At 56.4% G+C, this 14,804-nt stretch carries 15 protein-coding genes and 1 riboswitch; of the genes, 8 read left to right on the forward strand and 7 right to left on the reverse strand.

The window, feature by feature from the left end; all coding sequences use genetic code 11:
• Positions 1–70 (forward strand): hypothetical protein (locus tag MKS11_RS13815; protein ID WP_223349232.1); only part of this gene is annotated, 70 nt, incomplete at its 5' end.
• Positions 71–95: 25 nt separating this feature from the next.
• On the opposite strand, the gene MKS11_RS13820 is transcribed toward MKS11_RS13815, so the two are convergent.
• A complete protein-coding gene (locus MKS11_RS13820; protein WP_284109600.1) occupies positions 96–743 on the reverse strand; it encodes an OB-fold protein in 648 nt (215 codons plus the stop codon).
• 144 nt (positions 744–887) lie between these two features.
• On the opposite strand from MKS11_RS13820, the gene MKS11_RS13825 reads away from it, so the two are divergent.
• A complete protein-coding gene (locus tag MKS11_RS13825) occupies positions 888–1,097 on the forward strand; it encodes a hypothetical protein (protein ID WP_110219350.1) in 210 nt (69 codons plus the stop codon).
• A gap of 8 nt (positions 1,098–1,105) precedes the next feature.
• On the opposite strand, the gene MKS11_RS13830 is transcribed toward MKS11_RS13825, so the two are convergent.
• On the reverse strand, positions 1,106–2,677 hold the full coding sequence (locus tag MKS11_RS13830; protein WP_115728891.1) for a DUF262 domain-containing protein: 1,572 nt from the start codon (positions 2,675–2,677) through the stop codon (positions 1,106–1,108).
• A 100-nt stretch (positions 2,678–2,777) separates the two neighbouring features.
• A complete protein-coding gene (locus MKS11_RS13835; protein WP_255148202.1) occupies positions 2,778–4,136 on the reverse strand; it encodes an integrase in 1,359 nt (452 codons plus the stop codon).
• A gap of 66 nt (positions 4,137–4,202) precedes the next feature.
• Positions 4,203–4,300, reverse strand: a riboswitch (TPP riboswitch).
• 184 nt (positions 4,301–4,484) lie between these two features.
• Between MKS11_RS13835 and MKS11_RS13840 the strand changes: the two genes are divergently transcribed.
• Positions 4,485–4,907 carry a universal stress protein gene (locus MKS11_RS13840; protein ID WP_049093674.1) on the forward strand — a complete coding sequence of 141 codons (423 nt, stop codon included), beginning with the start codon at positions 4,485–4,487 and terminating at the stop codon, positions 4,905–4,907.
• Here the strand turns inward: MKS11_RS13840 and MKS11_RS13845 are convergent.
• Entirely contained in the window at positions 4,904–5,818 is a 915-nt protein-coding gene (locus MKS11_RS13845) for a LysR family transcriptional regulator (RefSeq protein ID WP_048336188.1), read from the reverse strand. The genes MKS11_RS13840 and MKS11_RS13845 overlap by 4 nt on opposite strands.
• A gap of 120 nt (positions 5,819–5,938) precedes the next feature.
• Between MKS11_RS13845 and MKS11_RS13850 the strand changes: the two genes are divergently transcribed.
• Positions 5,939–7,750, forward strand: a complete 1,812-nt coding sequence (locus tag MKS11_RS13850; protein WP_114505950.1) for an adenine deaminase — start codon at positions 5,939–5,941, stop codon at positions 7,748–7,750.
• A gap of 2 nt (positions 7,751–7,752) precedes the next feature.
• On the forward strand, positions 7,753–9,096 hold the full coding sequence (locus MKS11_RS13855) for an NCS2 family permease (protein ID WP_023318729.1): 1,344 nt from the start codon (positions 7,753–7,755) through the stop codon (positions 9,094–9,096).
• On the opposite strand, the gene MKS11_RS13860 is transcribed toward MKS11_RS13855, so the two are convergent.
• Positions 9,086–9,985 carry a LysR family transcriptional regulator gene (locus tag MKS11_RS13860; RefSeq protein WP_211773132.1) on the reverse strand — a complete coding sequence of 300 codons (900 nt, stop codon included), beginning with the start codon at positions 9,983–9,985 and terminating at the stop codon, positions 9,086–9,088. The genes MKS11_RS13855 and MKS11_RS13860 overlap by 11 nt on opposite strands.
• Before the next feature lie 183 nt (positions 9,986–10,168).
• Here MKS11_RS13860 and MKS11_RS13865 point away from each other — a divergent pair, with 183 nt between their 5' ends.
• On the forward strand, positions 10,169–10,486 hold the full coding sequence (locus MKS11_RS13865; RefSeq protein WP_004201590.1) for an RcnB family protein: 318 nt from the start codon (positions 10,169–10,171) through the stop codon (positions 10,484–10,486).
• Positions 10,476–10,922, forward strand: a complete 447-nt coding sequence (locus MKS11_RS13870; RefSeq protein WP_032431098.1) for a GNAT family N-acetyltransferase — start codon at positions 10,476–10,478, stop codon at positions 10,920–10,922. Before MKS11_RS13865 ends, MKS11_RS13870 begins: the two co-directional genes overlap by 11 nt.
• Here MKS11_RS13870 and apbC read toward each other — a convergent pair.
• Entirely contained in the window at positions 10,919–12,028 is a 1,110-nt protein-coding gene (gene apbC / locus MKS11_RS13875; RefSeq protein ID WP_004201592.1) for an iron-sulfur cluster carrier protein ApbC, read from the reverse strand. The two genes, MKS11_RS13870 and apbC, sit on opposite strands and share 4 nt — an antisense overlap.
• Before the next feature lie 153 nt (positions 12,029–12,181).
• On the opposite strand from apbC, the gene metG reads away from it, so the two are divergent.
• Complete coding sequence (metG, locus tag MKS11_RS13880; protein WP_032456480.1) at positions 12,182–14,215, forward strand: methionine--tRNA ligase; 2,034 nt, start codon at positions 12,182–12,184, stop codon at positions 14,213–14,215.
• A gap of 109 nt (positions 14,216–14,324) precedes the next feature.
• Here the strand turns inward: metG and MKS11_RS13885 are convergent, their stop codons facing one another.
• Positions 14,325–14,795 carry a DUF1456 family protein gene (locus tag MKS11_RS13885; protein WP_017899341.1) on the reverse strand — a complete coding sequence of 157 codons (471 nt, stop codon included), beginning with the start codon at positions 14,793–14,795 and terminating at the stop codon, positions 14,325–14,327.
• Between the last annotated feature and the right edge of the window lie 9 nt (positions 14,796–14,804).

Raw genomic sequence — 14,804 nt, forward strand, 5'->3', positions numbered from 1 at the left:
TATGGCCCTGGTACGAGCGCTGAACAAAATGACGAAAGCAGGTATGCCTGAAAGCGTGCGTATTGCCTGAAAACACAACCCGCTACGGGGGAGACTTACCCGAAATCTGATTTATTCAACAAAGCCACATCATCCGTGAAATTTTTAGTTATATCCTGAACAACTCCTGTGATTTCGACGTTACGACCACCAATTTTGTCATCTGCCGCAACTTCATTTTCACTATACAGTTCAGCCAGAGTTTTTGCTGTTGTACGGTAAATTCCATCATCAGAAGCTGGCACTTTGGGTTTACTATCGGCAACCTGCGATTGTTCCAGATTAGTCATACTAGCAACGACCGTTTTTATAAATTCTTTTTGCATCATGGTATAGGCCGCTGCACCACCACAACTATCAATCGCGATTTTTTCTTTGGTGATAAGTTTACCTTTTTCCTTCAGGCCGTTACCGAATCCAGCCCCCAAAACGATAGCATTGTGCACATTATCGTAACTCGCCGTGCCCTTCTTCATACCCTCCGTTGCTCGTTTGATCAATACGTCCTCAGAACCGCCTTTCAATGTTTGTTCACATCCAGCAGTAATCAACGTTTTGACATAGTCAGCTAGGTACTCGGGATATGGCTGTACCTCCGTAGTCGGAACGACTTCAGCGAAGGATGAGAAGGATAAGAATACAAGAGGTAATGCAAGAATCTTTTTCAAAACAGCCTCCATAGCTGAATAGATTAAGTACACCATCGGTAAGTTCCCCAACGTTTTTGATTACTTTAATCGATCGAATCAATAAAATCGATCAGTAAAATTGATCAACCTTGTTACTATAATCGTTGAACGATGCATGCAATTTAGCATTGAAGAGGGCAAATCATTCAAGGGGGAGATATGAGAGGTATTCTATTGATTTGCGGTATGTTGCTGGCTTTTAATGCTGCGGCAACCACAATCACCATGAGCAACCCCGACGAGCAGGAGCTAAAGGGCGGAAAGCGGCTTTGCACTTACGAAAACAACATTTATCTGTTTACGCTGGTAACTCGTTCGCAGTCCTGCCCATACTCAAAAACCTTCAACACAAAGGACTCTGAAAAGTGATCTAGGAGTTAGCACTTCACAGACTGGTTACAGTAAGGATGTGTTAGCTGTACGTTGTCAGAACTTCCATCCCCACCTTCACGTACACGCACGATATGATCATATGAAACGGATTTCTCTGTATCGAGGTATCCTTCACAAATAGGGCATTTCAGGGCGTTACGGAGTGCAACCTCTATAAAAACCTTACTTTTTTGCTCATCGCTTATTTTCGCAGATGTTCTCTTAAAATCGCCAGAGATGATCCTGCCCTCCAATTCAGCTAGTTCGATGAGCTTACTCTCATCAATGCTATCCCCAAGCTTTAGCGATTTAATTACTGAGTTCAAAAAATCAGAGTAACGAGTTACTCGAACATTACTCCCAGGTTTTTGCACAATCATCGCTATCAAATCTTTGAATTCAATCATTATTTTTTCAAGCTTGGATCTGATTGATATAAAGTCTCTGAAGAATTGGTTATTGTTGTTAGAAAGTTGTTTTGCAACTAGTAAAACTGTACCCAAAAACATCGGTGTGGAATGTATTCCTGTTGGACCATAAAAATAGATCGCAGGATGAAGCCCCAAACTACCATCACCGTTACCAGTAATCCTGTTGCTCAATGTTGTAGCTTTGGAAAGAATTCTTAATGTATCTGCACCTGATACATCATCGGGATAATCCTCAATCTTCTTCAGCACTCCATTCTGACTGCAATCGGTAATCAGTAAGAAATCTTTTAATACTTGGATTGCAGTCCTAACACCTCTTGATCCTCCCAATGGAAGATCAAGTGTTTTGATCGGGCGATCAACTTCAGGTTCAAAAAGCATTCGATGTAACTTTGCAGATTTTTCCTCAAGTTGTTGCGCAATGCTTTGATCAAATGCCGACCAATACCGATGGCCTCTGCCCGCACGGATAATCGCACGTGTTGCTATTGGTATGCTCTTTTTACGATTTTTGAGGAGCATTTCCTCAATAGCATCTAGTGGTGTCCCCTTCATGTTGATATTGAAGAATGATGTTTCAGCTTTATCAACATCACCTACAACCCACTGAACAGAGATTCCACGAGAAGTTAATACACTAATTCTTCTCTGCTGCTCTTCAGTTAAAGAGGCATCGTCTGCAAGTAGTTTCTGATAATATTCCCAGCTACCGACCCGATCCTTTACAAGTTTTCTAGTTCTCTCAGCTGCTCGGCGCTGTTCGCGAGGAATATCGTGCCCAAACAGCTGGTGGGATACATGACCATCCCCATAATCATCTTCGACCCATGCACGTAAAGCACTCAGCCGATGCCCCCCATCAATCACGAAGAGATTGGTAGAAGATCGCCACAAAATGACAGAGGGTATTAAATCGCCGTTGATGTAGCATTCGAGTAGCGATACAACTTGTTCTGGCCCCCAATGATTGGTTTCTCGTTGGAAATCAGGTTTTCGAAGTAAGGCAGCGATTCCGCTTCCCGATTTCAATTCTCTTGCAGGAATGCTGTTCAGCGTTTCGTATGATGAATGATCTTGGATCTTTAAAGCCAAATCAGCACGCTTAATCAGCGCATCTAAATTCACAAGATTGGAGCGAGCAACCATGTCTATGTTCCTCAAGATGAAAATATGCTCATTATATCTTCAGTGTATGGGTAACAACATGATTTTCTCGACTTTCTGACACTTAAACGCAAAAATCATCTCAGCTTGTCCAGCTCAACCCATCAATCACATAGCAGATGGTTGATAATGGGAACGTGTGAAGATAGCGCCTGGTAATCCCTAACCCGCTTTTCTCATGTCCAACCACCTGTTGCAGGTGCGCTAAGTTGCCAACCCAACCAGCTAAACAGGTTGAGATCATCGTGTGCCGAAAACTATGCACCAATCGCCGCTGCCCATAATCATCAAGGTATGGAATACCAAGCTGGTCGCGAACGTCAGCTAACACTTTGCCGATCTTCGGCATGTTCTTGCCAGACACAGGCGAGAAGATTTTTTCTTTCCACTGCCGATTAACGAAATCAAGAAAACCCCACTCGATCAGTTTGGGATGGATCGCAACTTGTCGCGTTGCATTCTCCGTTTTGCCCTGCCCTCCTTCTGCTATCAGGAGATAATGCCGCTGGCTGTCCTCGTCATACTTGATCTGTGATTTCTCCAGTTTGGCGATCTCTCCTCTTCTGGCTCCGGTGTATGCCAACAACAAGGTGATCCACTTCTGCCACCCGTCGGGCTGCTTGAGCGCCCACCCCACAAACTTTCTCATTTCTGCTGCACTGTATGCCCCAAACCTCGCTTTCGACGGTGTGGCGACAACTCCATCAGTCGGAGACTTCTCCAGAATATCTTTATTGTCAGTCAGGAAGGTTTTGAACAGCGATTTATAAATCTTCAAATGCTTGTGGATAGACTCAGCGCCTACCAAATCTTCAGGCGGGACATCATCACACTCGATTAGTTGCTGAACAGTCATCGACCGATAAGGCTGCACAACACGCTTAGGCAAGTTTTCAACAATTTCCATCACCTGCTTAATGTCTTGCTTGGTGATCGTGGTTACGTCTGTAGATGCACCCAAAACAATCATCAGCACTTCCATAAAGCGCTCATTGGCCTGTGAGATTGCCTTCGTCCAGTTCTGAGCCTTCTCCTTTTTGTACATATTCCACGCGCCAGCCAGCGTTAGCACTTCTTTTGGCTCATCTTGCTTTTGTGGCCTAGTAACTGCTGCCGGGGTAATAGTCTCCCTGTATTCCTGAACTACCATCGGCTGGATATTGTGCTGCGCGTAATTGAGAAACTGATGTGCAATCCAGCGATCTTTTTGCTGTTTCAAGCGATTGCCATACTCAGAAAGACGCTTACCGAAGTGATCCGGTTGGATGGTTCCACATTGAACCAGAGGAATTACAGGAGAAGCAAAAGACATGAGCAACTGAGCCTGGGCGTAGCTGTCAGTCTCCAAAGACTTGCGAAAATATTTATTACCGGGCAGGCGAAAACGAACGTAATAAATCCCGTTGCGTGTGATGGTGTGACGTATGGTTCTGTGGCCCATTCTGAAAGCCTCATTGAGTAATGAACTATCAAAACAGGACGTTAAAGCTAGAAATTTCTTTTTATTTTCAATGGATAATAGCCAGACTACGCTGGCATTATCCAGATCAGGTGGTACGGGTATTTCTCAGCCTTCAACGAAGAAGGGCACCCCGAGTCAAAATAGTGAAATTGTTAAGCGTTGTGGAATTTACCGCAACTCACCGGTTCATACAACAAGCCTTTAGCCCTGCAACGACACCATCGCGGCTATCATGCTTATCAATCGACCGGGCAAGATTGCATTCCGCTGCTGGCGAGCGGAAAATGATGACATCACGCGCTATTTAGCCTACCGAGGATATACGCCATGGCCGTTTATCACCATGCGCTGGTACTGATCAACAGCAGTCAGGACGGCGTCCCGCTGCTCGAGCATGCCGCCAGAATGGCAGAAGAGAACGGCATGCGCATCACCATCGCCCACATCAGCACCGACTACCGGGCGCTGAACTATGTTTCCGACAGCCTGCGCGACGATCAGGTCTCGCAGGAGGTGATCCAGGCCAAAGCCCTGCTCAACGAGCTGGCCTGCACCGTCTCCCTGCCGGTGGATACCCTCTCGCTGGTGACCACCCGCCGCTTTGAAGATGTCGAAACCTGCGTTCGACAGCGGCAGATCGATTTAATTATTGCCGGACACCATAACCGGCTGCTGGGCGTCCTCTCCTCACACTCGCTGGAGTACATCAACCACTTAACCATAGACGTGCTGATCAAGCACCTGCCCTAGCGCAAGGCGGCCTGCAGCAGGGAAAAACAGTCTTCGATAAGCGGCGGCAGCGCCTGCGGCCCGCGCATCAGGGCCACCGTGCGGGTCAGCGCCGGCTGCTGCAGCTGCGCGACCTTGAGCGCCGGGTCCTGCAGATGGGTGGTGTACAGCTCCGGCAGTATCGCCACCGCTAAGCGCGAGCGCACCAGGCCATACAGGGTTTCAATATAGTCCACCTGGTAGCGGGTGGTCAGCGTCAGGCGATGGCTCTCCACTAATGCCGCTACCAGCCGCTGGATATTGCCCTTCGAGAACACGGCAATGTCCCGCCCCACCAGCTGTTTCCACGGCAGATGCGCCTGCGCGGCCAGCGGATCGTCGCGGTGCAGCACCGCCACGAAGGGATCGTCGCGCAGCGGATAGACCAGCAGTTCTGCGGGCAGTGAGCTGTCGATCGCCCCGATGCCGAAATCAATCTCGCCGCGCTGCAGCGCCTGGATGAGCGCATCGTTGGTCTGATCGTGAAATTCAATACGCAGGCGGGGAAAGGCCTGGGCCAGGGTCTGCGGCAGCAGCGGAAACAGCAGCGAACTGACCGACGGCACCAGGCCGATGCGCACCGTCCCATCGCCGCCCGCCTCGACGATCTGCTGCATATCGAAAAAGGCCGCCTGCGCCACGCTGAGGATCCGCTGGGCGTGGGGTAAAATCGCCGCCCCCAGCTCAGTCAGGGTGACCGCCGAAGCGGTGCGGTTGACCAGCTTGCCGCCGAGCACCGTTTCAATCTGCCGCAGAGCGCTGCTCAGCGCCGGCTGGCTAATCGCCAGCCGACTGGCGGTATCGGTAAAATGGCGCAGCTGGGCCAGGGTGACGAAATACTGAAGCTGTTTAAGAGAGAGCGCGGGCAGCCGCTGCCAGGGTTCGTTCATCATCGGGTTCGCTACGGTGGTCCTGCACAATAACCCGAGCTTATCGGGTGATAAATTTATTCATCTGGGCAAACGTTTGCTGTGCCCCTAGAGTATCCGCATTATCCTTGTGCCGGAGTGGTTATGTCCAGCAATGCTCAAGTCCGCCGTCGCGCCGTACAGGCCGCGCGCGGCGAATCCCCGTTTGATCTGCTGCTGGTCGATGCGCAGATCGTCGATATGGTCACGGGCGAAATTCGCCCCGCTGACGTCGGTATCGTCGGCGAGATGATCGCCAGCGTCCACCCCCGCGGCAGCCGCGCCGACGCCCATAAAGTGCGTTCCCTGGCCGGTAGCTACCTGTCGCCCGGCCTGATGGACACCCACGTGCACCTCGAAAGCTCGCATCTGCCACCTGAGCGCTACGCCGAAATCGTCCTCACCCAGGGCACCACCGCGGTGTTCTGGGATCCGCATGAGCTGGCCAATGTCCTCGGCGTCGAGGGCGTGCGCTACGCGGTAGACGCCAGCCGCCACCTGCCGCTGCAGGTGATGGTCGCCGCGCCGTCGAGCGTCCCCTCCACCCCCGGCCTCGAAATGTCCGGCGCCGATTTCGCCGGCGCGGAAATGGAGACCATGCTCGGCTGGCCGGAAGTGCGCGGCGTGGCGGAAGTGATGGATATGCACGGCGTGCTGCACGGCAGCGAGCGGATGCAGGAGATTGTCCAGGCCGGTCTTAACAGCGGTAAACTGATTGAAGGCCATGCCCGCGGCCTGAGCGGCGCCGACCTGCAGGCCTACCTCGCCGCCGGCGTCACCTCCGATCATGAACTGACCTCGGCGGACGACGCGCTGGAAAAACTGCGCGCCGGACTGACGATCGAGATCCGCGGCTCGCACCCCTATCTGCTGCCGGATATCGTCGCGGCGTTGAAAACGCTGCCGCACCTCTCCTCGCAGATCACCGTCTGCACCGATGACGTGCCGCCGGATATGCTGCTGGAGAAAGGCGGGATCATCGCCCTGCTCAACCTGCTGATCGAGCACGGTTTACCGGCGGTCGACGCGCTGCGTTTCGCCACCCTCAACGCCGCTATTCGTCTGCAGCGCCACGATCTCGGGCTGATTGCTGCCGGGCGACGCGCCGACCTGGTGGTGTTTGACTCCCTGGAAAAACTGGCGGCCCGCGAAGTCTATGTTGGCGGGGAACGGCTGGCCCATGCCGGCCGCCTGCTGAAGCCGATCGCCCCGGCGCCGGGCGTGACGCCGCCGCGCGATACCTTACAGATAGCCCCCCTCGCCGCCGATGACTTTATCCTGCGCATCAAGGGCATTCGCCACGGCGTCGCCCGCCTGCGCCATATCCGCGGCGCGCGCTTCACCCAGTGGGGTGAGGTCGAGGTGCAGATCCGCGACGGCCAGGTCCAGCTGCCCGCCGGCTTCAGCCTGATCTGGGTCAAGCACCGCCACGGCCGCCATCAGGCGACGCCGCAAATCGCCCTGCTTGAAGGCTGGGGCGAGCTGCGCGGCGCCATCGCCACCAGCTACTCCCACGACTCACATAATCTGGTGGTGCTCGGGCGCGATGCTGAGGATATGGCGCTGGCGGCCAACCAGCTTATCGCCTCCGGCGGCGGGATGGCGCTGGCGCAACAGGGCGAGATCCTCGCCCATGTGGCGATGCCGATTGCCGGCATGCTGTCGGATCTGCCGGCCGCCGAGCTGGCGCGTCAGTTCCGCGAGCTGCGCGATCTGAGCAGCAGAGTCGCTGACTGGGAGCCGCCGTACCGGGTCTTCAAGGCTATTGAAGGCACCTGTCTTGCCTGTAACGCCGGGCCGCATTTAACCGATTTGGGTCTCACCGACGGCGGCAGCCGCCAGATAGTCGACCCGTTGATAGCCTGCCGGGAGACCCCGGCGCCAACGCCTCACAACAATAATCCTCAGGGAGCCTGAGCATGGCCGATAACACACTTCACTCTTCCGCCCGCGATAACTGGCTGGAGCGCCGCTTTGCGCTGCGCTCGCGCGGCGGCACGCTACGCACCGAATGCCTGGCCGGGATCACCGGTTTCCTCGCCGCCGCCTATTTACTGGTGGTCATCCCGGGACTGCTGGCGATCGGCGGGATGGACAAAGGCGCCGCCACCACCGGCACCATTCTGGTCTTCGTCGTCGGTTCGCTGCTGATGGCGTTTTACGCCAACCTGCCGTTTATCGTCGGCCCGGGCATTGGCGGCTCGGTGCTGGTAGGGGTTACGCTGGCCGGTAGCGAGGGGATTGGCTGGCAGACAGGCCTCGGGATCGCCTGCTGGTCAGGGGTTCTCTTCTTCCTGCTGACCCGCTTTGGCCTGCGCGAAGTGGTCACCCGCTCGGTGCCGCAGTCGATCAAGCTGGGGCTGACGGCCTCCATCGGCCTGTTTGTCGCCGTCCTCGGCTTTCGCAACGCCGGGCTGGTGCTCGCCAATGCGAAAACCAACGCCCTGATGCTCGGCGACTTTCTCGCCCCCGGCGCGCTGGTGGCGCTGTGCGGCCTGTTCCTGGCGATAGCCCTGCAGGCGCGTAAGGTGCCGGGCGCCATTTTGTGGGCCATTCTGTGCGCTACCCTGGTGGGGATCCCGTTCGGCGTGACCAAACTGCCGACGCATTTTATCGATGTCCCCCACTCGCTGGCGCCGGTGCTGGGACAGGTTGACCTGCTGGGGGCGTTAAACATCGCCTTCCTGCCGTTCCTGTTCGTCTTTTTCGCTTCTGAGTTTTTCTCCACCATGGGGACGACGCTGGCGGTGGGCGGCGAGGCAGGTCTGCTGGATGAAGAAGGCAACATGCCGCAGATTAATCGCCCGTTTATGGTCGATTCGATTGCTGCGGCGCTCGGCCCGTGGGTGGGGATTCCGGCGGCAACGGCGCTGATCGAGTCCTCGGCGGCAGCGGAAGCCGGCGGCAAAACCGGCCTCACCGCGCTGTCGGCGGCGGTGATGTTCCTGCTGATGCTGCTGTTCACGCCGGTGGCGCTGATGATCCCGAAGGAGGCCACCGCCCCGGCGCTGATCCTGATCGGCCTGAACATGTTCAGCGGCCTGCGCAAAGTGGATCTCGGCAACTTCACCGACGGCCTGCCGGTACTGATGATGGTGATGATCACCCTCATCGCCAACAGCTTCGGCACCGGTATCGCCGGCGGGCTGCTGTTTTACATTGTGATCAAGGCCATCGCCGGCAAGTGGCGGGAAATCCCGATTGGCCTGTGGGTGCTGGCCGTCCCTCTGGTCTACTACTTCGCGACCTTAGTCAGACATTAAGCCCTTCACAATGTGCTTTCACCTCTTCATATAACAAACGCACCGCGGCAGAGAGCTGCTTGCGGTGCGGACAAATCAGGTTCAACGGCACCATATCCCCCTGGTAACGCGGCAGCAGGCGCCGCAGGCGGCCCGCCCGCAGATCGTCGCTGACGTCGAGCATCGATTTATAGGCAATGCCCTCCCCGGCCACCGCCAGCCGCCGGATCACCTCCGCGTCGTCGCTCATCACCGTGCCGGAGACCTTCTGCTGCTGAACTTTTCCGTCGAGGCTCAGTGACCAGCGGTCGAACGGGCGGCCGCGCAAAATGTAGATCAACGCATTGTGCTGGCCGAGCTCCTGAAGGGTCTGCGGCTCGCCGTGGCGGGCGATCCACTCTGGGGAGGCCACCAGCACCCGACGATTTTCCGGCGCCACCGGCAGCGAAATAAACGAGGCGTCATCGTTATTGCCATAGCGAAACGCGACGTCCACCGGATCTTTAAACACGTCGGTCAGCTGGTCGGAAAAGAGCAGCCGCAGGCGCAGCGCCGGATGGCGTTGCCGAAAGTCGCGGAACAAGGTCAGGAGCAGGTTACGCCCGAGGTCTGACGGCACGGCAATCTGCAGCATGCCGCGAATTTCATCATCCGGGGTCTGGATCTTCTGCAGGCCGGCCTCGAGGGTATCGAGCATCTGGGTGGCATACGGCAGCCAGGTCTCCCCCTCCGGCGTCAGGCGCAGGCTGCGGGTCGAGCGGGCGAACAGGCGAATATTGAGGATCGTCTCCAGACGTTTAATCGCCGCGCTCACCTGCGCCGGCTGCTGCCCCGCCTCGCGCGCGGCGTCGCTAAAACTGCCCAGTGCCGCGGCGCGGACAAATAAGGTCAGATCTTCCAACCTGAACATGCCGATTCTCCCCTGCTTCAGATTGCTCCCAAAATACGCATCACCGTCGCTGCAACGCAAGCGGCGCCGGACTTGCGCCGTGTTTTGCTTACACTTTTTAAAAATCCAGTGCTTGCCATTTCAGCAACGCATCAGGAATGATACGAGGCTGCTATTTTGAGTCCAGGTAATATTGAGGAAATTATGCGTAAAACAAAAATGATGCTTCTGGGCGTACTCCTTGCCACCGCTGGCGCCAGCTGGACGGCTTCTGCCGCGGGGATCGATCAGTATGCGCTGAAAGAGTTCACCGCCGACTTCACCCAGTTTCACATTGGCGACACCGTTCCGGCGATGTACCTTACCCCGGAATACAACATCAAAGGCTGGCAGCAGCGTAATCTTCCCGCGCCGGACGCCGGCAGCCACTGGACCTATATGGGCGGTAACTACGTGCTGATCACCGACACCGAAGGCAAAATCCTCAAGGTGTACGACGGCGAGATCTTCTATCATCGCTGATCCGCTTAATATCCGCATCCGCCCCGGCGAACCAGCGGACTCTCCGGCGCTGCGCCAGCTCTTCCTGCGGGCGCGCAGTGTATCGTGGACCTGGCTTCCCTCCACGACCTGGCGGCTGGAAGATTTCGATGCCGCCACCGCGGATGAACAGCTGTGGGTCGCGGAATGCGACGGCCTGCCGGTGGGCTTTGCCGCCGTATGGACCGCCGATAATTTCCTTCACCATCTGTTCGTCGACCCGGACTGGCAGGGCAAACATATCGGCAGCGCGCTGCTGGCGCAGGTCGAACGGACCTTTACCGCCAGCGGGACGCTGAAGTGCCTGATGGAAAATAAAAACGCCCTGCGCTTCTACCAGCGTCACGGCTGGACCATCGAAGCACAGGGCGCCTCGCCCGAGGGCGGATACTGGCTGATGCGCTCGCCGCGGCCTTAAACGGCGCGGAAGGCAATCTCACCCGGGATCACTTCTCCCTGCCAGTACATCTGGGCCGCCACCCGGCCCGCCAGCTGGCGGTAAATGTCGGTAAATTCGCTTTCCGGACGCGCCACCACCGTCGGCGTGCCGTTATCCAGATCTTCCCGCAGCGTAATATGCAGCGGCAGCTGGCCCAGCAGCTGGGTGTGGTATTTCTCGGCCAGTTTTTGCGCGCCGCCGGTGCCGAAGATCGGCTCGTGGTGCCCGCAGTTGCTGCAGATATGCATGCTCATGTTTTCCACGATCCCCAGCACTGGCACTTCCACTTTCTCGAACATCACGATGCCCTTTTTGGCGTCGATCAGCGCGATGTCCTGCGGCGTGGTGACCACCACCGCGCCGGTGACCGGAATGTTCTGCGCCAGCGTCAGTTGAATGTCGCCAGTGCCCGGCGGCATATCCAGCACCAGGTAATCCAGATCCGGCCACAGGGTCTCCTGCAGCATCTGCATCAGCGCCTTGCTGGCCATCGGGCCGCGCCAGACCATGGCGTTGTCGTCAGTCACCAGGTAGCCGATGGAATTGGTGGCCAGCCCGTACTTCATGATCGGCGCCATATGGGTGCCGTCCGGCGAGGTCGGGCGGCTGTCCTCCGCGCCAAGCATGGTCGGAATCGACGGGCCGTAGATATCGGCATCCAGAATGCCCACCTTCGCCCCTTCCGCGGCGAGTGCCAGCGCCAGGTTTACCGCCGTGGAGGATTTACCGACGCCGCCTTTCCCGGAGCTGATGGCGATAATGTTCTTCACGCCGTTGATCCCGGGCTGGTTTTTCACGCGCTTGAGGGTGGCGATGCTGTGGGTCAGCTTCCAGTCGATAGCCTTCGCGCCAGTGATGCGCAGCAGCTCGGCGCTACACTGCTCTTTCAGCGCTTCGAAGGCGCTGCTCCAGACGAACGGCATCTGCAGCTCAATATGAATGGTATCATCCAGCCAGGCGACATGGTGCAGCGCCTTGAGGGTGGTGAGGTTATGCTTCAGGGTTGGGTGCTGGAAATTGGCCAGCGTCCCGGCGACCATCGCACGTAGGCGCTCGGGGGATTTGGCCTGGGATTGCGAATTCATCCCGACTCCTTTGTTGTTTTGAGATGCTTTCAGTAATCACAGAGTTTATCACAGGTAAGGATTATCCATATATGGGCAGCCATTTATGGCGCACCCACAGCCCTTTTGGTAATATCGGAAGCCCTTTTTACAACAGAAGATGTAATGCTCACTATGACTCAAGTCGCGAAGAAAATTCTGGTAACGTGCGCCCTGCCGTACGCCAACGGCTCCATCCACCTCGGCCACATGCTGGAGCACATCCAGGCTGATGTCTGGGTCCGTTACCAGCGAATGCGCGGCCATGAAGTCAACTTCATCTGCGCCGACGACGCCCACGGCACGCCGATTATGCTCAAGGCGCAACAGCTCGGTATCACTCCGGAGCAGATGATTGGTGAGATGAGCCAGGAGCATCAGACCGATTTTGCCGGCTTCGACATCAGCTACGATAACTATCACTCGACGCATAGCGATGAGAACCGCGAGCTGTCGGAGCTGATCTACACTCGTCTGAAAGAGAACGGTTTTATCAAAAACCGTACCATCTCTCAGCTCTACGATCCGGAAAAAGGCATGTTCCTGCCGGACCGTTTTGTGAAAGGCACCTGTCCGAAGTGTAAATCTCCAGACCAGTACGGCGATAACTGCGAAGTGTGCGGCGCGACTTACAGCCCTACCGAGCTTATCGACCCGAAATCGGTGGTCTCCGGCGCCACGCCGGTGATGCGTGACTCCGAACACTTCTTCTTCGACCTGCCGTCATTCAGCGAAATGCTGCAGGCGTGGACCCGCAGCGGCGCGCTGCAGGAGCAGGTGGCGAACAAAATGCAGGAGTGGTTTGAGTCCGGCCTGCAGCAGTGGGACATCTCCCGCGATGCGCCGTACTTCGGCTTCGAAATTCCGAACGCGCCGGGCAAATACTTCTACGTCTGGCTGGACGCGCCGATCGGCTACATGGGCTCCTTCAAGAACCTGTGCGACAAGCGCGGCGACACCACCAGCTTCGACGAATACTGGAAGAAAGACTCCACGGCCGAGCTGTATCACTTTATCGGCAAGGACATCGTCTACTTCCACAGCCTGTTCTGGCCGGCGATGCTGGAAGGCAGCAACTTCCGTAAGCCGACTAACCTGTTCGTGCACGGCTACGTGACGGTCAACGGCGCGAAGATGTCCAAGTCGCGCGGGACCTTTATCAAGGCCAGCACCTGGTTAAATCATTTCGACGCTGACAGCCTGCGCTACTACTACACCGCCAAGCTCTCTTCGCGCATCGATGACATCGACCTTAACCTGGAAGACTTTATCCAGCGCGTGAATGCCGACATCGTCAACAAGGTGGTTAACCTCGCCTCGCGCAACGCCGGCTTTATCAGCAAGCGTTTTGACGGCGTGCTGGCCGCTGAGCTGGCCGACCCGGCGCTGTACAAAACCTTCACCGACGCGGCGGAAAGCATCGGCGAAGCGTGGGACAGCCGCGAGTTCGGTAAGGCCATCCGCGAAATCATGGCGCTCGCCGACGTGGCCAACCGCTATGTCGATGAGCAGGCGCCGTGGGTGGTGGCGAAACAGGAAGGCCGCGACGCCGACCTGCAGGCCATCTGCACCATGGGTCTGAACATGTTCCGCGTGCTGATGACCTGGCTGAAACCGGTCCTGCCGCAGCTGGCCGCGCGTGCGGAAGCGTTCCTTAACAGCGAGCTGAGCTGGGACGCCATTCAGCAGCCGCTGCTGGCGCATAAGGTCAATCCGTTTAAGGCGCTGTACAACCGCATCGAGATGAAACAGGTCGAAGCCCTGGTTGAAGCGTCAAAAGAAGAGGTGAAAGCCGCAGCTGCGCCAGTGACCGGCCCGCTGGCGGACGATCCGATTCAGGACACCATCACCTTTGACGATTTCGCCAAAGTCGATCTGCGCGTGGCGCTGATTGAGAACGCGGAATTTGTTGAAGGCTCCGACAAGCTGCTGCGCCTGACGCTGGATCTTGGCGGCGAGAAGCGTAACGTCTTCTCCGGCATCCGCTCCGCTTATCCGGATCCGCAGCCGCTGATTGGCCGCCTGACGGTGATGGTCGCCAACCTGGCGCCGCGCAAAATGCGCTTCGGTATCTCGGAAGGGATGGTGATGGCCGCCGGCCCTGGCGGGAAGGATATCTTCCTGTTAAGCCCTGACGACGGCGCCAGGCCGGGTCAGCAGGTGAAATAATAAAAAAGCCGGATTAACCATCCGGCTTTTTTTTGCCCGGCGGCGCTGCGCTTGCACGGGCCTACGGGTTATGTAGACCGGGTAAGGCGAAACCGCCACCCGGCAAAAATCACGGTTTCGGGTGATGCACCCGCTGGGTCAGCCCGCGCAGGAAATTGCGCAGAAACTGGTCGCCGCACTCGCGGTAGTTTTTGTGGTCAGGCGATCGCATCATGGCGGTCACTTCCGGCACCGACACGCGGTATTTCTGCTCGCTCATGATCGCCACAATATCGTCCGTTTTCAGCGAGAAGGCGATCCGTAGCTTTTTCAGCACCGTGTTGTTATTCACCCGACGCTCCAGCGCTAACTCCGGCGCCGAATCGTCTTTGCCGCGCTTGTCATAGATAAGGCCGTTGAGGAAACCCGACAGGATAATGTCCGGGCAGCGGACAAAGCCCTCTTCATCCTCTTTCGTGGTCCAGGTGTCGAAGCTGGCGGAGGTGGATTCCATCGCGGATAGCGCAAGAATGCGCACCATATCGTTATTATTGACTTTCAGGGTGTAGCGCAGGCTACGAAGAATATCATTACTGAGCATGAGTGCCTT

The organism is Klebsiella sp. K5-45 (assembly GCF_030128605.1).
GTDB lineage: Bacteria > Pseudomonadota > Gammaproteobacteria > Enterobacterales > Enterobacteriaceae > Klebsiella > Klebsiella quasipneumoniae.